Here is a 20,405-nt window from a genome sequence, read left to right as displayed (position 1 = left end):
AGGTAAAAATTATGAGTGATTTATATAATCATCCTTTTTATCACCAAGGTAGAGCTTAAGTAGCTTTTCAGGCGCACTTGGTAGGTGCACACTTAAAAGTAATCCTGGCGTGTGATTAAAGTTGCTATCAATGCCCATGCAATGAAATTGAGCGCCTAGCTTGTGGTACTGCTTTAATAAAATTGGTATGTCTTTTTTATCTTCTTCTATTCCCATAACCAATGCTGATACATGGCCTATGTTTAACGCGTGGTCATTAATAAAGTCTTCAAATTCTGGGTGAAGCTTATTATTAAAAGGCGTATTGGCGCTAACACCTTGTTTATTATTAACCATTGTATGGTCAATAATTGCAACAGAACGAGGGTCATAAAGTTTACTTAATGAAACCGTGCCATATAAAGTCCTATAGCGTGGATTTTGCGCCATAAATACACCAATCCCTTTAAATAGCAGTAATAAACCATGGTAACTGCCCTGATGTTTTTGAACTATAAACGATCGACCCATTTCTAAGCACGGCTGTTGCTGATTAATAAAAGAAGGTTCAAAGTTAAACATTTGCGATAAATAAAGGGCGCTCACGTCGCTATTTTTTTGTAATAAATCGGTTTGTCCAATTCTATAAGCACCAATAATTTCTTCATTTTTATGATCAAAAATAAACAAATGCATGTAAGTCGCATCAAACTTATCAGTGTCGCATGGCTCGCCACTTCCTTCGTTTAATGTGCGAAAAGTTATTTCTCTGAGGCGTGTTATTTCAGTAACGCAATTAGGTATTTGCTCTTGGTAGCCGTAATAAACTGAGTAACCTTTAAAGTCGACTAAATGCTGCTCGCTTGGCAAGTTTGCAAGCTCATTTTTCATTTTTGTTTTATCAACTTCCTGCATAATGGCTTTGAGCTGTGTTGATTGGTTATCCTCTTGCCAAGGCGTTACAAAGCGCTCATCGTTTAAGTAACATTGCAAGCGCGCAAGTGCGTTTATGTCGTCAGTTTTTTCAAACTTATTTAATAATTTGGGTGTAAGTAAATTACCAGCGCTTAAGCTAATAGAGCTTTTTTGAATTTTAAGTAATTCGCGTATTAGCATTAATAATCTAAATCGGTAGTAAACACGCCCCAAGTTATAAAAGGTTGAGCTATTCTGACCGCTAATAAATACAGGCAATAAAGGAGCTTGTGTTTTTAAAGCTAGTTGAGCGGCTAAGCGATTCCATTGTCCGTCAGTTACACGTTGTTTTTCTGATTGAAAAAATGACACTCTTCCCGCAGGAAAAACCACAAGTAAGCCATCATTTTTAACATGACTAAAACACTGTTTTATTGCGCCGGTATTAATGGCTGCTTTTGGTTTTAGTGGGTTAGCAAAAATAAAATAGTCTTTAATTTCTTTAAATATTTTTAAACCCACGTTAGCCATTACTTTTGTATCGATACGATAATGGGTGAGTAAATTTGCAATAATTACGCCCTCAATCATGCCATAAGGATGATTACATACCACTATGCAAGGACCATGCTTTGGTATTTTGTTAATAACACCTTGTGCACCAAGCACATTAATACCTAATACATTTAACAGCTTTTCACTAAACTCTTGTTTATCTAAACCCGATAAATTATTAGAGAGGTATATATCACGTAGCTTATTGATGCCCAATAGGCTATCGAGCAGCGGAGCGGCTATTTTTAGTATATGACTCAAAGGAGAAACGGTGCTTATTGCCGCTACACTTAAGTTTGATACGGGGTGGTTTAATTTTGTCATATACGTTGATGCTCTTAAATTTTTATAGCTGTTGTGTATATTTAGACCGAGGAAAAACCACATTATGTTCAAATTAGGTTAATTAAGTTTGTTTAAAAGCGTAAAAATAATACTCAAATAGTCTTTTAAGTGCTAAATGGTTGTAGGTTATTAAGAAAATAGAAGAGGGTTTTAATTATCAATAAAATAAGGTTACCCATTACAGCTAATAAGAGTGATACAGTAAGTAATCCTTTGTAGTTATATATCACTACTTACAACTCAAAAACTAGACTTTTAAGCTTAATTAATGCTATTTAAGGTACATCTACTTTAAATGTAAAAAATCTCACCTTTATGCTAATTACTTTGCCTGTGTCTGAGCTCACCCCTGGTATGTACGTTGATAGCGTTACTAAGCAACACGAGGGGATCAATAGCATAAAAATTAAGACCAGTGGCTTGGTGCGCGACAAATCTATTATTAAGCGTTTAGTGTCTGAAGGGGTGTTCGAGCTGCTTATAGATTTTACTAAAGGTGATGCGCCAGTTCCTGCCAAATATAAGCCCCAAAGCGCACCTAAAACATCTAATAGCCAAAAAAAAGTAGAAAAAACACCTATAGCTATTTCTATCGAACAGGAATTTGCTAAAGCGACTGTAAATTACGATCAGCATGGCCGAAAGTTACAATTATTATATGGCGATTTAACATCTGGCCTGAGTGTTAATATAAAAGTGCTTGATGAAATTGCCAGCGAGATAGTCAGCTCAGTCTTTCGTAATGCTAACGCTATGACTATTCTTACTCGTATAAAAGACAAACATAGCTATAACTGGCGGCATATGATCAACTGCGCCATTTTTACTGCTGTATTTGCTAAATACTTAGGGTATGAAAAAGCTGTTGTACAAGAGCTTGCAATGGGGGCGTTACTTCATGACTTAGGCCAAGCTAAATTACCGCAGGGTATATTTTCCAAGCCAACTAAACTAAGTAATAACGAGCTAGCAGCAATTAAAAAGCATGTTGCGCAAGGTTTAGGTTTAGTTAAAGGTGAGAAGGGTATAACTCCCCTTATGCTCGATATGATAGTAAATCATCATGAGCGTTTAGATGGCTCTGGTTATCCGCGAGGCCTGCAGGCTGAAAAGTTAAGTCGCCCGGCGCGTATAATGGCAATTGTAGATGTGTACGATGCTATGACAGCCGATAGAATGCACCAAGAGGGTGATGAGCCTATTAATGCATTACGCTACTTATTAGCCAATAAACACTTGTTTGATGGTGAACTAGTACAACGCTTTATAAAATGCTTGGGGGTCCATCCGGTAGGAACTATTGTAAAATTAACGAATGAACGTTTAGCCTTAGTGCTTGAGGGGAACGTATTAAATCCTATTAAACCTAAAATTAAGCTATTTTATAATGCTAAGCATAATCATCATGTTACACCTAAAGACATAGATTTAAGTGAGCACACCCAAGAGCTGAAAATACTAGCAAGTGTTAAGCCTCTTGATTATCAGATTAATTTGTCTCGCCTGCTAAAAGAGCATTTGTTGAACTAGTTTTACTGCATTGCCTTTTTTTAGTTTGTTTTGCAGAAATAAACGCACCCAAAAAACAACTTCCCATCAGTGTTAACCATAGCAAAGTACCTAACTCTACGTGCAATGCAAAACAACACAGTCCTAAAGAAATCAACGCATTTAACATTGCCCCTAGCCAATAATGGTTTACGGGGTTATCGCATTGTCCTGCTTGAGTACATGCACAGTAGTTTGCTTTGTAAAAGCAAAACACACTCGCCCCACAAAATATTAGCCCTGTAATAATAAATAAAATGATCACAGTTTTACTTCCATTGCGATTTTATAATGAGTGTAAGTTGCTACTAATTTCAAGTCAATCTAAATGATAATTAATTACATTTAGAGTGTTTACTCTAATACCACACTTCTCATCCGATGAGTTTTAAATAGTTGTTAAAATGTCGTTAAATAACATGTTTTTTACTGTCTTTTGACGTATTCATAGAGTTTTTTACAAAAAATTAAGGTAGTGTAATCACGTTTTAAATCCTAATAACAACACACATAGTACCCAGACAGTCAGTTTGGTTAAGGACTCAACAATGAAATTTTCTAAAACTCTTATTGCAGCTTCGCTTGCATTTGTTTCAGCTGATAGCTTTGCAGCTGCGTTTCAATTATCAGAGCAAAATGCATCGGGTTTAGGCCGTGCATATGCTGGTGAAGCATCTATCGCAGACGACGCGTCTGTAGTTGCACGTAACCCTGCACTAATGACTTTATTTAAAGACAAGCAACTAAGTGTTGCAGCTATTGGTGTAATTCCAGATGTAAGCTTAGAAGGTGAAGGCGCGCCAACAGGTATTGATCAATCTACATTAGATGACGATAGCATTGCACCAAGTGCAGTGGTACCAGCAGCTTACTTTACTATGCCTTACAACGATAAAGTATCGCTTGGTTTTGGTGCATTTTCTAACTTTGGTTTATCAACAGACTTTGACGATGACTACTCAGCAGGACAGATTGCTGGTAAAACAGAAATCTTCACCGTTAACTTAAATGCAAGCGTTGCTTATAAAGTTACTGAAAAGTTTAGCTATGGTATTGGCTTAAATGTAATTTACGCTGATGCAACTATTGTGCGTCACCTAGGAACAACTCCGCTGCCTATTCCAGATCAAACTGAAGTTGTAAATCTTGAAGGTGATGATACAGGCTATGCTTTGAACATCGGTTTAATGTATCAATTAGATGAAAACAGTCGTTTTGGTTTTAATTATCGTACAGAAACAGATATTACATTTGAAGGTACTTACTCTAACCAGTTACCTATGACAGACTTTACGCCACAAGGTTTGTCTGGAACTGAGCTTCCAGGATCTGTTGATATTACACTTCCTGCAATAGCTGAATTTTCAGGTTCTCATCAGTTAGATGAAAAACTTGGTCTTCATTACAGTATTTTATGGACAGGTTGGAGTAGCTTTGATTCATTAGAAGCACAAGTTACAGCTCCAACTGGCGATAAGTTTAGCGCATTTAATAAAGATGAAAGCTTCTCTGATTCATACCGTTTCGCTGTTGGTTCAGATTACCAATATAACGAAGATTTATTACTTCGTGCTGGTGTAGCATTTGATCAGTCTCCAGTATCACAAGATCACCTGTCGATCTCTATCCCAGATACAGATCGTTTTTGGTTCTCATTCGGTGGTAACTACACAATTGATCAAAGCTCTAACGTTGATCTTGGTGTAAGTATTATCCGTGGTAAAACTCAGAACTTTGAAGAAGATGGATTTGAGTTTGAGTCAGAAGGTAATGCAGTACTTATTGGCGCTCAGTACAACTACAAGTTTTAATGTAGAAGTGTCTTGTGGTTAATCACAGGGCACAAAAAAGCCGCTCACTTTAATTAAAGTGAGCGGCTTTTTTAATGCCTATTAAATAGTGTTAATAGGCATAATAACTAAAATTATAAGCTTTCTATTTTAGTTTTTTGCTCAAGTAGCTTAGTTTTAGCATCGCTAAATTCAGCCAGTTTTGCATTTTCTTTAGCAAGTACAGCTTCAGGTGCGTTGTTTACAAACTTTTCGTTAGCGAGTTTGTTTTGCACTTGTGCTAGGCCTTTTTCTGCTTTTTCGAGTTGCTTATTAATACGCGAAAGCTCGGCTTCTACATCAATTAAGCCCGCCATTGGGATCATGATCTCAAGGTTTCCAACATAAGAAGTCGCACATGCAGGTGCGTCGTCTTTGTTTTCAAGCATTGTAAACTCTTCAATTTTTGCAAGTGATGCTAAAAATGATTTGTTTTCTTCAATGCGGCGCACGTCGTCGCTTGATGCATTAGCAAGTAATACGCTAAGCGGTTTACTTGGGCTAATATCCATTTCACCACGAATATTACGAATAGCTAAAATGAATTGTTTAACCCACTCTAAGTCATCCATAGCTTTAGCATCAACGCTTGCTTCATTATATACAGGGAACGGCTGAACCATAATACTGGTGTTTGCTGTTTCAAGGCCTGCAAGCGGTGCAACACGTTGCCAAATTGTTTCTGTGATATATGGCATCATTGGGTGCATTAAACGCAGCAGGCTCTCAAGTACGGTAATAAGCGTGTGACGCGTACCACGTTGTTGTGCTTCATTACCTTTGAATAATACTGGCTTAGTGAGCTCTAAGTACCAATCGCAGAACTGGTTCCAAGTGAATTCATAAAGCGTATTGGCTGCAAGGTCAAAACGGTAGTTATCTAGGTGCTCAGTATACGTTTTAACAGTTGACTCAAATTGGCCTAAGATCCAGCGGTCAGCTAATGAAAGTTCTTTTTGTGCATCGTTTGCAAAACCACAATCTTGCTCTTCTGTATTCATTAATACGTAACGACTCGCGTTCCATAGTTTATTACAGAAGTTACGGTAACCTTCAAGGCGGTTCATGTCCCAGTTAATATCACGACCGGTAGATGCCATTGCAGCAAGTGTAAAGCGAAGGGCGTCGGTGCCGTGTGCCTCAATACCGCCTGCAAATACTTTACGCGTATCTTTTTCGATTTTAGCGGCAAGTTTTGGCTGCATCATATTGCCAGTACGCTTTTGTACTAGGTCTTCAAGTTCAATGCCGTCAATCATGTCTAATGGGTCAAGTACGTTACCTTTTGACTTAGACATTTTATCGCCATTGTCATCACGTATTAAACCCGTTACATACACGGTTTTAAATGGAACTTGTGGTTTGCCATTTTCGTCTTTTACAAAGTGCAGCGTCATCATAATCATGCGCGCAACCCAGAAGAAAATAATATCAAAACCAGTTACCAGCACGTCAGACGGGTGGAAGGTTTTTAAATCATCGGTATTTTCAGGCCAACCTTGTGTAGAGAAAGTCCAAAGCGCTGATGAGAACCACGTATCAAGTACGTCTTCGTCTTGGCTTAACGTTACGTTATCTGCAATGTTGTTTTCACGGCGAACTTCGGCTTCGTCGCGACCAACAAATACATTGCCTTCACTGTCGTACCAAGCTGGAATACGGTGACCCCACCAAAGCTGGCGTGAAATACACCAATCTTGTACGTCGTTCATCCACGAGAAGTACATGTTTTCGTATTGCTTAGGTACAAATTGAATATCGCCGTTTTTAACAGCGTCTTTTGCAGGTTCAGCAAGTGGTGCAACACGTACATACCATTGGTCGGTAAGTAGTGGCTCAATTACCACACCAGAGCGATCGCCGTAAGGAACCGTTAAACCATGGTCTTCAATTTTTTCAAGCAAACCTAGTTCTTCAAATTCTGCCACAATTGCTTTACGCGCTGCAAAACGATCAAGGCCGTGCAAGCGCTCAGGTATTGGTGCATCAAACTCAAGCTCTTTACCGTCAAAGGTGTATGTTTCACCTTGGGTAAGAATAGCGGCGTCTTTATCGAAAATGTTGATCATAGGCATTTGATGACGCTTGCCCACTTCGTTATCGTTAAAATCGTGCGCTGGGGTTATTTTTACACAGCCCGTGCCTTTATCTTTATCGGCATGTTCGTCAGCAACAATTTTAATACGACGATTAACGATGGGTAATAAAATCTCTTTACCGATTAAATCTGTGTAGCGCTCATCATCAGGATTTACTGCAACACCCGAGTCGCCAAGCATGGTTTCAGGACGTGTTGTTGCTACTACTATGTAGTCTTTTCCGTCTTGTGTTGTAACGCCATCAGCTAGTGGGTAACGTAAATTCCACATGTGGCCTTGCTTGTCTTTGTTTTCAACTTCAAGATCAGAAATAGCCGTGTGTAATTTTGGATCCCAGTTTACTAGGCGCTTGCCTCGGTAAATTAGGTTTTCTTTATGAAGGCGTACAAACACTTCTTTAACGGCTTCAGATAGGCCATCGTCCATGGTAAAGCGTTCACGATCCCAATCAACCGATGCGCCAAGGCGACGAAGTTGCTTAGTGATAGTGCCGCCAGATTCTTTTTTCCATTCCCAGATTTTATTAATAAAATCTTCGCGGCCTAAATCGTGGCGTGTTTTGCCTTCTTCGGCATGCAGTTTACGCTCAACCAACATTTGCGTTGCAATACCTGCGTGGTCAGTACCTACTTGCCATAATGTGTTGTTACCTTGCATACGTTTAAAACGCGTTAGGGTATCCATTATTGTATCTTGGAAGGCGTGGCCCATGTGTAAGCTACCAGTGACATTTGGCGGCGGGATCATAATTGAATATGGTACGCCTTGGCCAGATGGCTTAAAGTAGCCTTTTTGTTCCCAGTCTTGATATAGCGACTGTTCAATATCTTGCGGATTGTAGGTTTTATCCATTACACAGAACCTTAAATAAGTACTTAAATTAGTTGGTTAGTTTGCCTGATTGGCTAGCTATTAATATCTTGCGTGGTGAGATTGGCACCGAGTTGGCGTAGCTTTTTAAAACGCTCGCGGGCTGCTTGCTTAGCAGCTGGTTCTACGGGTACAAAATCAAAAACTTGGTTAAACCGACGAATGTAATCCGGTAACTGAGTAGCCAAGTTAATTAAAACTTTACGATTGCCAACAGGTGGCGTAATACCAATTTCTACAGGTGCGCCGCCTTTAGGGCCTTCACCTTGTAAATTATGTGGCACAAAACTATCTGGATCGAATGCCCAAATTATTTCATCAATGGCACAGGCTGCTTCGTTATCGTTAACACAAATAAACACACGCTGCCCATTTCGATACTGATCGGCCGCAATTTGAGCTGCCAATGCAAAATGATCGTCAGCCTTCGCCTTAGACTCATCTTGTTGCTTTAGAACGAAAAATTTAGCGTTCATGTTCATTGTATCGGGGTTTCCCATGACATTGAATGTATACCAAATTGATATACATAAATTAAGAGGCAGATTTTGCCATATAACGGGGTTTGCTTCAATTAATACACAAATAAATAAGGCGCCAAATGGCGCCTTATAAGTAGCTAAATAGATTATTAATCGTGCGTAGCTTCGCTTACACCCGCTCGGTTTAATAAATACTGAGTAAGCATAGGAACAGGACGGCCCGTTGCGCCTTTTTTAGCGCCACTGCGCCACGCTGTACCGGCAACATCTAAATGTGCCCAATTATACTTTTTAGTAAATTTAGATAAAAAACATGCCGCAGTAATAGTACCCGCAGAGCGTCCACCTAAGTTCGTAAAGTCAGCAAATGGGCTTTCTAGTTGATCTTGATAGTCATCCCATAACGGTAACTGCCATGCACGGTCGCCACTTTGCTCAGACGCTTTTAATAAATCGTGTGCAAGTGGGTTATGGTTTGATAGTAAACCAGTAGCATGCGCGCCAAGGGCTACAATACACGCGCCAGTTAGCGTTGCTACGTCAATAACCGTATCTGGATTAAAGCGTTCAACATATGTTAGTGCGTCACATAATACTAAGCGGCCTTCAGCGTCGGTGTTTAACACTTCAACTGTTTGCCCCGACATTGTTGTTAAAATATCACCTGGGCGATACGCATTTGAGCCGGGCATGTTTTCACAACCCGCTAAAACACCAATAACGTTAATCGGCAATTGCATTTGTGCAAGTGCACGCATTGCGCCAATAACGCCTGCTGCTCCGCCCATGTCGTATTTCATTTCGTCCATGCCTTCGCCTGGTTTTAATGAAATACCGCCTGAATCAAACGTTAGACCTTTACCAACAAGTACAATAGGGGCTTGGTCATCAGCGGCGCCTTTGTAGTTAATAATCGACATAATCGATTCGTTATCACTACCTCGGCCAACAGCTAGGTAAGAATTCATACCAAGTTCTGCCATTTGCTTTTCGTCAATAAGATCAACAGTAATGTTGTCAAAATCAGTTGCCAGCTCTTGTGCTTGTTCACCTAAGTACACAGGGTTACAAATATTTGGTGGCATATTAGCTACGTCTTTACATAGCTTACTACCTGCTGCAATGGCTAAACCATGCTCAATAGCGCTTTCGCCAATAGTTAGTTCGCGTCGTGTTGGTACGTTAAACACCATTTTGCGAAGTGGACGGCGAGGGTCTACTTTTTTACTTTTCAGTTGGTTAAACGTATATAAGCAGTCTTGCGTTGTCTCAACTGCCTGACGTACTTTCCAGTAGGTGTCGCGACCTTTAACGTGTTGCTCTGTTAAAAAGCAGACTGCTTCCATAGAGCCCGTTTCGTTTAAGGTATTAATAGTTTTAGAAATGATTTGTTTATATTGCTTATCATCAAGCTCACGCTCTTTACCACAACCAACAAGCAATATGCGCTCGCTTAATACATTAGGTACATGATGCAATAATAAAACTTGGCCTGGCTTACCTTCTAAATCGCCACGGCGAAGTAAATTAGAGATATAACCATCACTAATTTTATCGAGTTGTTCACCAATGGGGGATAACCTACGTGGCTCGTAAACGCCAACCACAATACATGCGCTGCGCTGTTTTTCTGGGCTACCACTTTTTACGTTAAATTCCATTGTTACTCCTGGTTTTGAGTCGTTTAAGTTACTAAGTTGGGGCTAAAAAAGTATTTTCTAGTCTTATCTACGTAACTTATGTAAGGATAATTCTTATTTTAGCTGATTTTGTTAGACTCTTACTGTGTAATTGAACTTTATATGCTTAATGGCTACTAATGCAACATTATATCGTGCACTTAGGTAGGATAATTAATTTTGATGGCTTATAATAATAGCCTATTTGCCGGTATTAATTGGGTAAAATAGCTATTTTACTATTCAATTCTCACTATCGTAGTGAAATTCCATGTTTAACAGGGGCGAGCATTGCTAATTTTCCGTTATTTGACCGCTGAGGTTTTAAAATCGCAGGTCGCCGTATTTTTAACTTTGATGACAATATTTTTGTCACAAAAGTTAGTTGGTATTTTAGGTGATGCCTCTGAGGGCAGCATTCCTGCTAAATTAGTGCTATCGATGATTGCACTAAAACTTCCACAACTAGCCTCGCTAATACTTCCGCTGAGTATATTTTTAGGCATTATTTTAGCCTACAGCCGTATTTACGCCGATAGCGAAATGACCGTACTTAAAGCCTGTGGCGTAAGTGAATGGTATGTTGTGCGCGTAACCCTTATATCAAGTGTAGGGCTTGCTATATTAGCCGCAGCACTGACTATGTATATAGCTCCGTGGGCAAGCGAGCAAGAGTATCAATTAAAAGAGCAAGCCAAAGCCGATGCGGGGTTATCTGCACTCAGAGCTGGGCGGTTCCAAGAAACCGGTAACGAAAAAGCCGTGGTGTTTATTCATAATATTGAAAAGGGTGGCAAAGAGCTCAATAAGGTATTTGTTGCACAGTTACCCGATAGCGAAAAAGGCAACTTAGCGCGCTTAGTATATGCAGAGCAAGGTGTTGTGGTTGAAGCCGTAAATGGTGAGCAACAGCTCGTACTAACAGACGGTAAACGTTACGAAACAGATGGCGCAACGCCTGCACTTAACTTAACAGAATTTGATGGTTACAGCGTACAAATACGAGAACAAGAAATAGAGCACCAACGCCGTAAATTAGAGGCTGTGCCTACTAATCAATTACTCGCCATTAATACACCAGAATCTATTGCTCAATGGCAGTGGCGACTCGCTATTCCATTATCAATTCCGCTACTTACCTTACTGGCAGTACCGCTAAGTGTGGTTAATCCTCGCCAAGGTAAATTTGCAAAACTAGTGCCTGCTATAAGCTTGTACTTAGGCTATTTTATTTTACTAAATGCCGCTAAATTTGCAGTTGAAGATGGAAAAATTCCGCCTTCAATTGGCTTGTGGTGGATTCACCTAAGTGCCTTATTTATAGGTGGGTTATTAATTATAAAAGGGCGACCGTTGGGCGCTTGGCTTAAAGCCGTTGTAACTAAGCGGGAGTTAGGCTCATGATGAAAACGCTTGATTGGTATTTAGGCCGCAGTATTTTACAAACTACCGGCTTTGCATTGTTGGTACTTGTTGGTATTAGCACCTTAATTAAGTTTATCGACCAGCTAAAGTCGGTAGGGCGTGGCAGTTACGATTTAATGACCGCAATGCTTTACACGCTTTACACAATACCTGGCGATTTAGTGGTGTTTTTTCCGATGGCTGCGCTAATTGGTGGCCTAACGGGTTTGGGGGCACTTGCCTCAAACAGTGAGCTGGTAGTGATGCAAGCGGCTGGTATGTCGCGCTTACAAATAATTGGCTCTGTGATGAAAACGGCCATATTTATGGCTGTATGCATGATGGCACTTGGCGAATGGGGTGCACCTGAAGCGCAATTACACGCTAAAGAAATGCGTAACCAAGCAATACATGGCGGCGATGTATTTAACACACAAAAAGGTGTATGGGCTAAAGACGGCAGCAATTTTATTAATATTGAAGATGTTGACGAAAACGGCAGGCTCAACGGGGTACACATGTACCATTTTGACAAATCGTTAGAGCTTACCCAAATTACTAAAGCAAAAGATGCACTGAGCCGAAAAGAAGGCTGGCTACTTCGTGATGTAAATAAGGTTATTATTACGAGCGAAAAAACCACAACAGAGCAACTACCAGAAGAGTTTTACCCTTCACAATTGACCGCTGAAAAGTTAGGGGTTGTTTCGGTAAAACCAGAGTCACTTTCATTTACTGGGCTTTGGTCGTATTTAACTTACTTAGAGCAAAACGAACAAGACACCAGTACCTACGAGCTTGCACTGTGGCGTAAGCTTATGCAGCCTGTATCTGTAGCGGTAATGCTGCTGGTGGCGCTCTCGTTTATATTTGGCCCACTGCGTACCGTTACTATGGGCGCACGTATTATTATGGGTGTTGTAACGGGGATCGTGTTTCACTTAACTAATGAAATATTTGGCCCTGTAGTTATGGTTTACCAAATACCTGCCATTATAGGGGCGGTATTACCCAGTATTATATTTATAGGCTTTGCGGCATATTTGATGAATAAACGGGTATAGAGTACCTATTCAAAGCATTAAAAAGGGTGACCAGTGGTCACCCTTTTTGCTTTTTAATTACCAGTTTTGGAAAGCTGGTATTAATCAAGCTCACTATAAATACGCCTGTTCTCTTCTTTAGTAAGTGCAATAACTTCTGTTTTAGAGACGTAATCTTGTAGTGCCTTTTTGTTTTTAAAATCGACTAACACCACCAAATTACCTAAACCGAGTAAAGCGCTAACGCTGCGGATAATTGATTGTGGCCAGCTAATTAAATTACCTTCTAGAGTTTGTACTTTTAAACGCCATGCACGCATGCCAATGGTTTGCCCGCTTTTAGTCCAAAAGTAGCCAAAAAATACTAAGCTAACAATAATTAAAAGAGCGGTACGAATACCCGAAAGAAGATTTGAATTTTGAATAAATGCAGATACATCCTCTGCGCCATTTAAACTAATTACATCGAGAGAAATAAGCCCCTGTACTGCAAATAAATACAGCACTACAGTTAACATCGCAAACGCAATAATGGCTAACGTATCGTAGACCAACGACGCAAAACGGCGCCAAAAACCAGCACGTGGAAACTCACCCGACATAAATACACTCTCACTATTAATATGCGAGCTAGTTTAACAAAAAAGCTTACAAATACTAAGACATGTTAATGTTTAGAGAGAATTGATTTTATTGCTGTAAATTACTACCTACGAAGGGGAATGAAAAAGACCCTACTATTTACAGTAAGGCCTTTTAATTTATAGCGAGTTTAACCTAGCTTAATGGCAAGGTATTTTATGTCGTCACCACTTATTTGCGGTAAAAAATAAATATCGCCGTATTTAAAATACTGCTGCGAGTTAATTATTACGGCCTGTGCAGCCAGAGGCAATGAATCGTAAGTTTGGCCCAAGTTATAGTCATTCACATTACCCACTTTTATTGCCTGATTAAGGCGAGTTGATGGCTCATCAACAACCGTATAACCATTATTATCTGCAATGTAGTACACATTTTGATAAGTGTAGTAAGTCGTATTATGGTGTTTAAAATGCCTGTAATTTCTTGGTAGCGTATTTATACGCAGGCCTCTAGGTGGTTTAACAACATGGTAGCCTCTTTTAGCTTTACGGTAATAAAGGCCGTCGTTAAATGTAAAAGAAATACCATTAAATCTGATTGATGCGCTATTGCGTGGTAAATGGTTTATAAATCGATTTTGTCTGTAAGCGACTGAATTGTGATGGCTTGTTAAGTAGTTATATTTTCGCTGGTTGTAGCGGTGTAGTTCACGCTTTTCCTGTTTGTACTTAGCAAGTTTACGTTTTTCTTGCTTACGGTCTTCTCGTTTTTCTTTTTTATGCTCAATACGCTGCTTTTTTTCATGGCGGCGTTCATCGCGTTTATATTCAACACGTTTTTCGTGGTCACGTTTAAAGCTTTTATCATTCTCTCGCTCGTTTTGTGCTCCAAGCGCAGAGCCTGATACTGCGCCAATGGCGAGCAGGGCAGGTAGTAAAAAAGTAAGTTTCATAGTATTGCCTCGTTTATGTTTTTACATAACTGGGTTCAATACTAGCGGCTCAAACTGAATGTTAACTGACATACAACAGCAAACGGAGTTATGCTTACAGCTTTTTACATTTTACTGACGGTTCTTGACATAACCTCTAGTTTTTGACGATTTTAGGAATATTTTGATACACCAAAATGATTAGTGGTATCACAAAAAATGGATACGAAATTAGTAATTAAGCCTTCCTTGGCTTTGCAGATTAATTACTTTTGATAAAAAGGATAATCGCTATAACCTACTTCAGTACCGCCATACATAGTGGCTGCATCAGCTTCGTTAAACGTCCAATTATTTGCTATACGCTCTGGTAAATCAGGGTTAGCTATAAATGGGCGACCAAATGCAAATAAGTCACCGTAACCTTCACCTAAAATACGCACTGCTTTTTCTACTGTGTATTTACCTGCATAAATAATGCGCCCTGAAAATTCAGCTCGGACTGCTTTATAAAATTCTTGTGGTAAATCGGGAGCGTTATCCCAATCAGCTTCCGCAATCGATAAGTAAGCAATACCTGCTTGCTCAAGCACTTTAACGGCCTGGATATAAGTGTGATGAGGGTTTGATTCAACAAGTCCTAAATACACTCGTGTTTCATCTGTGCTTTCAAATAAAGGAGCCAAGCGAACACCTAAACGATCAGAGCCTACAACGTCACTTACCGCTTCAACTATCTCTTTTAAAAAGCGCAGGCGATTACTAAGCGTTCCACCGTATTGATCGTCACGGTTATTAGTATGCTCAGAAATAAACTGATTAACTAAATAGCCGTTAGCACAATGAAGCTCCACACCATCAAAGCCAGCTTCTAGAGCATTGCGTGCAGCTTGAGCATACATGTTTACCAGTTCGCCAACTTCAGTTGTTGTTAGCGCACGAGGCTCACTTGGGTCAGCCAATGCGCCTTCACCAGGTGCGGTTTCAATAAATACTTTTACATTGTCAGCTGCAATGTCTGAAGGACCAACCGGTTTACCTGAATTTGGTTGTAGTGTGGCGTGCGATACGCGCCCTACATGCCAAAGCTGAGCAAAAATAACACCGCCTTTAGCGTGTACCGCGTGTGTTACTTTTTTCCAGCCTTCAATTTGTGCTTGCGAGTGAATACCTGGGGTCCAAGCGTAGCCTTGTCCACGAGGTTCTATTTGTGTGCCTTCGGTAACCATAAAACCAGCCGATGCCCGCTGCGCATAATACTCAGCCATTAATTCATTAGGAATATTGCCAGGTTGAGTGCTGCGAGAGCGAGTAAGAGGTGGCATCACAATACGGTTTTTAAGTGTAAAAGGGCCAAGCTCAATTGATGAGAATAAAGGGGCGGTATTAACTAAATCTGATTTCATTTTAAATTCTCTTATAAAGCAAACAAAGGCTTAAATAGTGGTTAAGCAACATTGGCAGCATAGAGATTTAAGGATACAATTTGAAACAACACTTTTTTGTGCAGCATACAATTATGAATGGTATTAGTCGGCTCGATATAAAACAGTTAAGAGTACTCAGTAGCTTATTAGAACTGCAAAATCTTTCGCAAGTAGCCAAAAAAATGGGGTTAACGCAACAAGCCATTAGTGAGCAACTACGAAAGCTACGAGACTTATTTGACGATCGCTTGTTTATACGCCAAGGCAATAACATGGTTGCTACTCCTAAAGCGCAAGGACTCAAGGCACCTATTAATAATATTTTAAAGCAATTAGAGTCGTTACTAGAGCCCGAGCAGTTTAGCCCGCAAACTTATAAAGGTGTGTTTACCATAAGCGCAACCGACTACGCCACGCAGGCCTTATTGCCACAATTATTTAATATTACCCGCCGCGAAGCACCGGGTTTAAAGTTGATTGTGCGCGACTTTGCGTCTGACAACGTTAATCAACTTATAACGGCAGGCGAGCTTGATTTGCTGATAAGCTTTCCAGAATTTATACCCGACAACCTTTCTTATATCACTTTGTTTGAAGAACAGCATTTGTGTATTACCGGTATAGGTAACACGACTTACACTGAACCTTTGAGTTTGGCGCAATTTGCAAAGCATCCACAGCTAGTGGTGTCGCCATCTCGTGCAAATTTGCGCGGATCGCACGATCAGTGGTTTGAAAGCCAAGGGCTAAAACGCAATATTGTAATGTCGGTACCAAGTTTTTCTGCGGTGCCCGACATTTTACATACAACCGATATGCTCGCGTTTTACCCATCAAGATTATTACCTAACAGCAAAGTTAAACAGCTAAAAATAGAAGCTCTGCCCCCTACATTTAAAGTAATAGCCGCATGGCATCCGCGTACTAATAACAGCCCTATTCATAAATGGTTGATAGAGCAATTACAAAACTTATAAAATCCGTAAAAATGCAACAAGATCTAAACGCTCTTGCTTGGTGAGTTTTAATGGTTTTAACAGTTTCGTCGTTTTAGGAAAGTGTGGATCGTTTAATTGGCTTTTCCTAGGCTTAGGTCTTGCTCCACCATGGTTGTACATGTTTACTATGCCTAGTAGGTCATCAAAAAGCCCATTGTGCATCCAAGGAAATGTTTCAGTTAAACCTAGTAATGAAGGGGTTCTAAATAACCCTATATCACTTGGATTATTTGTAAAATTAAACCGCCCTTTATCTTCAAAACTACGGCCGTAGTAATGAAGGCCAGTGCCATGAAATTGGTTGTCACTTAATAGTGCACCATTGTGGCAAGTCATACATTTTGCTTTGGTTCTAAATAAATGTAATCCGTTTAATTCATTATCTGATAAACGTCTAAGCGCTTTTTTTGGATTACTCTGAACCTCATTAATAAATGATTTAAAGCGAGTATTAGGTGCAATGAGTGTTCGCTCAAATGCAACGAGGGCTTCTGCCATTTGTGCCATAGAGAGCGTATTTGAATTAAAAGCACTTTTATTAAATGCCGTATAGCTTTTATCTTTATTGACCCGCATTAAAGCTTTTTGTGGATCTAAGTCCATTTCAATTGGGTTGCTAATGGGCATAAGTGCTTGTTGCTCAGCTGTTTTAGCGCGACCATCCCAAAAAAAACTTTGCCACTGATCTATACCAAAAATTGCAGGGGTATTGCGTGTGCCTATTTTCCCATCAATACCCACTGCGGTTGTGCGGCCATCATGAAAGCCTTTGTCGTGCTCATGGCAGGTTGCGCAGCTAACGGTATTATTACGCGAGAGCTGCACATCATGAAAGAGCTTGTCACCTAAAGCAACATGCTCAGGTTTTGGCGAGGCTACAGGCAAAAGCGACATGGGCTCAACGCTTCTGCCATCACTGGTTTGAATAGCAGGCCAGTGTGCTTGGCCTTTGCTATACAGTGAGCGTAAATCGTGACTACTTGTTGGTGTGGCGTTTAAGCTAAATGAGCACAGAAAAAAAATGCTTAATAACCTAATCATAGTTATAGCTAACTCCTAGCCAAAACATACGCCCAGGCTCAATACCAGATGCGCCTTCGTTTACTGTGTAAGTACGTGCATTCAACAAGTTAGAAATATCTGCTCTTATTTCAACTGACTGGGTTTTTGTTAGGTTGTGGCTATAGCGCAGGCTAAGGCCTAGCATGGTTCTGGCACGAATTTCTTGTTCTTCGTATATATCAACAAGTGTTGATTCTGCAGGACAATTCGCACAGCTCTGTTCAAGGCCTATGCTTTCGCTTGCGCCGGTGCTCACTGCGCTGGTGTAGCTATCACTGAAGGTTACGTTAAGCCCTGTGCTTAATGAATTGCTCCAATCAACATTCCAACCTAGCGCACCGGTAATCGGAGTGCCAAAGTTTGTACGAATTTGATCAAGTTGTCCAAGCGTTACAAGCTCGCCGCTGCCACTTGCATTTACGTAGTAAACGAGTTCGTCAAGGGGGGTATTTTCAGCAGTGGCATTGTAGTCGTCGTTAGAGACTTTGTTTTCAGCGTATGAGGCGTTAGCCCATAATGAATGGCTACCAAACTGCGCGCTCCACGAAATAGAATAGCGCTCTGAGCTACCATCACCTTCGTTGGTCATACGAATATATTTATATCCATCGCTACCTGCTTCTTCATCGGTAACCTGAGAAAATTGCTGATGCTTTTTACGCTTTACATACTTAAGTGATACATTACCTGCTTTTTCAAATGAATGGGCAATACCTAGTGCGAGTTCGTCATCGTAGGGAGTGTTTACATCATCAAAGCGGTATTTAAACGCCCCAGTATAGTTAGAAGGCAACCACCCTTGCAGGTAACCGTTTTCAATTGGGCGGTATTCTCGGTATGAAAAACGCTGCTGTTCTTTGACTTTATAACCAATAATAGCTGAATCGTAATAGCGGTTAACGCCTGCGCTAATAATAGTGCGGTTGTTGTTAAAAACATCGTAACCCAGCGATATACGTGGTGCAATATTATGATTTGCTAAAAAGTCATCATATTCGTAGCGCATACCTAAATTGAGGCTTAGCTGACCTAGTGTGATGCTATCGGTAGCATAAAACGAGGCACGATTAAGTGTTACATTTATATACTCTGCAGGGGTGACTAAACGGCCATTAAAATACTGTGCTGTTGCGGTTACATTATTTGTATAAGCGCTAATGTGCGCTTGATTATTAAAATCAATTTCGCCACCAAGCTGCGCTGCAAGTTCGTCAATAGAAATAGTGGTTTGCAGCGCTTGGCAATCAAGCGTATAACCACTGCAATTAAGAGGTGTGCTAGCGCTAGACCAAATAATAGGCGAATCGTAGCTGTAGCTATTTTGTATGCGTTCGCGTTCTACTTCTTGGCGAATAAGTTCAATACCGGCTTTTATACGGTGCTCAGTGCCAGCAAACTCCAGCGTTTTAAAATCAAGAGTGTTTTTCCAGCTGGTGGTGTATTGGGTATTATCAAGCGCGCCATATCCCCCTTGGCGAGAGTAACGTGTTTGTGCATCGCCTTGGCCGGCGTATTGCCCCCAATCTTTCCCTTTTGCTTGTAGCCAGCTATAAAAGTGCGCTGGGCCTTCACGGCTGCTGTCACTCATACTAAAATTAAGATTACTGTGCCACGATGCAAAGTCAAAATGCTCGGTCAATGCCGCAACGGCGCCAATAGCACCGCCTTCTAAATGAAAGTTACTGTCTTTGGCATCCGTTATAAAGTTATCAACTTCGTAGGGGGAGTACATTAGTGTTAAATCTAGTGCATCTACCCAGCCATTTCGGTAGCCATACTTCACAATCGCATTTATGTTTGTTCTGCTTTGGGTTTTTACTTCCCCTAGCGATAAATCGCTGATGTCGCTGGTTAAGTAATTAACGCTCATCATTAATCCATGGCGCTCATTAATTTGTTTATTAGCACGCAGGTTATAGCTAATTTTTTCGTATTTAGGCTCTTCAAGAGTACTTTGGTCAACATTTTGCTGTGAACTGTCTTGATCAGCCTCAATAAAATGATAACTCCCCCAGCTACTTTGATTCCCCCGCACGCCAAAACTAAAGCTGTTGTTTGCAAATACGCTTTTGGTTTTACTATCAACAATACCACCCGAAAAACCACCAAATTCAGCCGGTATGTTATGGTCGTAAACTGTGATTGATTCAACTATATCGGAGTTCACGTTCATACTTTGTACGCCACCCGACACATCGTCTGATGAAGAGCTTAATCGGCTGCTGCTTGCTGGGTCTATGCGGTTATTGTAATTTAACCCATCTAACGAAAACCCTGTTTGCCAAGGCTGCGCCCCTGAGATTGATATTTCTGGCGCGCTGATCTCAGCTAAGCTACCAATAGAGTACGCTTCGTTACTTAGCTGCACGCCAGGGAGCAATGCAATTAGCTCATTTATATCGCCATTGCCTTTAGGTGTGGCGTTTATGAAATCACGGTTTAAATAAGAACGCCCAATAACTTCGGGTACTTCTATGCCTATGTACTGGCCTTTTACTTCAATATGCTCAAGTGCTTCACAGCGCTCTTTTTGCTCATCTTTAAGTTCGTTACATGGCTGTGGCTTTGGTTCGGTCTGCTGTTGCTGCTCTGCGGCGTATACACCCTGAGAAAGCAAAAGCAGACACGCGAGGGTAGTCGGTGTCTGCATTTAT

15 protein-coding genes are annotated in these 20,405 nt (G+C 40.5%); 5 read left to right on the top strand and 10 right to left on the bottom strand.

The window, feature by feature from the left end; genetic code table 11:
• Positions 1-9: 9 nt before the first annotated feature.
• A complete protein-coding gene (locus H5122_RS12555) occupies positions 10-1,773 on the bottom strand; it encodes a lysophospholipid acyltransferase family protein (RefSeq protein ID WP_182682398.1) in 1,764 nt (587 codons plus the stop codon).
• A 336-nt stretch (positions 1,774-2,109) separates the two neighbouring features.
• Between H5122_RS12555 and H5122_RS12550 the strand changes: the two genes are divergently transcribed.
• The gene (locus H5122_RS12550; protein WP_182682399.1) at positions 2,110-3,324 is read left to right on the top strand and encodes an HD-GYP domain-containing protein; all 1,215 of its coding nucleotides are present in this window, start codon (positions 2,110-2,112) and stop codon (positions 3,322-3,324) included.
• Here H5122_RS12550 and H5122_RS20230 read toward each other — a convergent pair.
• Positions 3,284-3,607, bottom strand: a complete 324-nt coding sequence (locus H5122_RS20230; RefSeq protein WP_076914930.1) for a hypothetical protein — start codon at positions 3,605-3,607, stop codon at positions 3,284-3,286. The genes H5122_RS12550 and H5122_RS20230 overlap by 41 nt on opposite strands.
• A gap of 283 nt (positions 3,608-3,890) precedes the next feature.
• Between H5122_RS20230 and H5122_RS12545 the strand changes: the two genes are divergently transcribed.
• Positions 3,891-5,153 carry an outer membrane protein transport protein gene (locus H5122_RS12545; RefSeq protein WP_182682400.1) on the top strand — a complete coding sequence of 421 codons (1,263 nt, stop codon included), beginning with the start codon at positions 3,891-3,893 and terminating at the stop codon, positions 5,151-5,153.
• Between the two features lie 113 nt (positions 5,154-5,266).
• On the opposite strand, the gene H5122_RS12540 is transcribed toward H5122_RS12545, so the two are convergent.
• From H5122_RS12540 to pepA, 3 genes are all read right to left on the bottom strand, one after another.
• Positions 5,267-8,122, bottom strand: coding sequence for a valine--tRNA ligase (locus tag H5122_RS12540; RefSeq protein ID WP_182682401.1), 2,856 nt, complete (start codon positions 8,120-8,122; stop codon positions 5,267-5,269).
• Between the two features lie 53 nt (positions 8,123-8,175).
• A complete protein-coding gene (locus H5122_RS12535) occupies positions 8,176-8,622 on the bottom strand; it encodes a DNA polymerase III subunit chi (protein WP_002962020.1) in 447 nt (148 codons plus the stop codon).
• A 149-nt stretch (positions 8,623-8,771) separates the two neighbouring features.
• The gene (gene pepA / locus H5122_RS12530) at positions 8,772-10,283 is read right to left on the bottom strand and encodes a leucyl aminopeptidase (protein WP_024595639.1); all 1,512 of its coding nucleotides are present in this window, start codon (positions 10,281-10,283) and stop codon (positions 8,772-8,774) included.
• A gap of 309 nt (positions 10,284-10,592) precedes the next feature.
• On the opposite strand from pepA, the gene lptF reads away from it, so the two are divergent.
• Together lptF and lptG are read left to right on the top strand one after the other, a co-directional pair.
• The gene (lptF, locus tag H5122_RS12525) at positions 10,593-11,705 is read left to right on the top strand and encodes an LPS export ABC transporter permease LptF (RefSeq protein WP_138489600.1); all 1,113 of its coding nucleotides are present in this window, start codon (positions 10,593-10,595) and stop codon (positions 11,703-11,705) included.
• Positions 11,702-12,769 (top strand): LPS export ABC transporter permease LptG, encoded by a 1,068-nt coding sequence (gene lptG, locus H5122_RS12520; RefSeq protein ID WP_182682402.1) that lies wholly within the window; start codon positions 11,702-11,704, stop codon positions 12,767-12,769. The genes lptF and lptG overlap by 4 nt, the downstream gene beginning before the upstream one ends.
• An 80-nt stretch (positions 12,770-12,849) precedes the next feature.
• Here the strand turns inward: lptG and H5122_RS12515 are convergent, their stop codons facing one another.
• The 3 genes from H5122_RS12515 to H5122_RS12505 all read right to left on the bottom strand — a co-directional run bounded on the left by H5122_RS12515 (position 12,850) and on the right by H5122_RS12505 (position 15,670).
• Positions 12,850-13,350, bottom strand: a complete 501-nt coding sequence (locus H5122_RS12515) for an RDD family protein (protein ID WP_182682403.1) — start codon at positions 13,348-13,350, stop codon at positions 12,850-12,852.
• Between the two features lie 170 nt (positions 13,351-13,520).
• Complete coding sequence (locus H5122_RS12510) at positions 13,521-14,285, bottom strand: DUF6515 family protein (RefSeq protein ID WP_182682404.1); 765 nt, start codon at positions 14,283-14,285, stop codon at positions 13,521-13,523.
• Between the two features lie 245 nt (positions 14,286-14,530).
• Positions 14,531-15,670, bottom strand: coding sequence for an alkene reductase (locus tag H5122_RS12505; RefSeq protein ID WP_182682405.1), 1,140 nt, complete (start codon positions 15,668-15,670; stop codon positions 14,531-14,533).
• An 80-nt stretch (positions 15,671-15,750) separates the two neighbouring features.
• Here H5122_RS12505 and H5122_RS12500 point away from each other — a divergent pair, with 80 nt between their 5' ends.
• Positions 15,751-16,668: a LysR family transcriptional regulator gene (locus H5122_RS12500; protein WP_220487786.1), complete on the top strand. Its 918-nt coding sequence runs from the start codon at positions 15,751-15,753 to the stop codon at positions 16,666-16,668.
• Here the strand turns inward: H5122_RS12500 and H5122_RS12495 are convergent.
• Together H5122_RS12495 and H5122_RS12490 are read right to left on the bottom strand one after the other, a co-directional pair.
• On the bottom strand, positions 16,663-17,730 hold the full coding sequence (locus tag H5122_RS12495; protein ID WP_182671544.1) for a cytochrome-c peroxidase: 1,068 nt from the start codon (positions 17,728-17,730) through the stop codon (positions 16,663-16,665). The two genes, H5122_RS12500 and H5122_RS12495, sit on opposite strands and share 6 nt — an antisense overlap.
• Positions 17,723-20,401, bottom strand: a complete 2,679-nt coding sequence (locus H5122_RS12490; protein ID WP_182682406.1) for a TonB-dependent receptor plug domain-containing protein — start codon at positions 20,399-20,401, stop codon at positions 17,723-17,725. Before H5122_RS12490 ends, H5122_RS12495 begins: the two co-directional genes overlap by 8 nt.
• Positions 20,402-20,405: the final 4 nt, after the last annotated feature.

The sequence above is a fragment of the Pseudoalteromonas sp. SG43-8 genome (assembly GCF_014164245.1).
GTDB lineage: Bacteria > Pseudomonadota > Gammaproteobacteria > Enterobacterales > Alteromonadaceae > Pseudoalteromonas > Pseudoalteromonas distincta.
The sequence above is the reverse complement of the archived record's forward strand: the minus strand, read 5'-3'. Positions and strand labels throughout refer to the sequence as shown.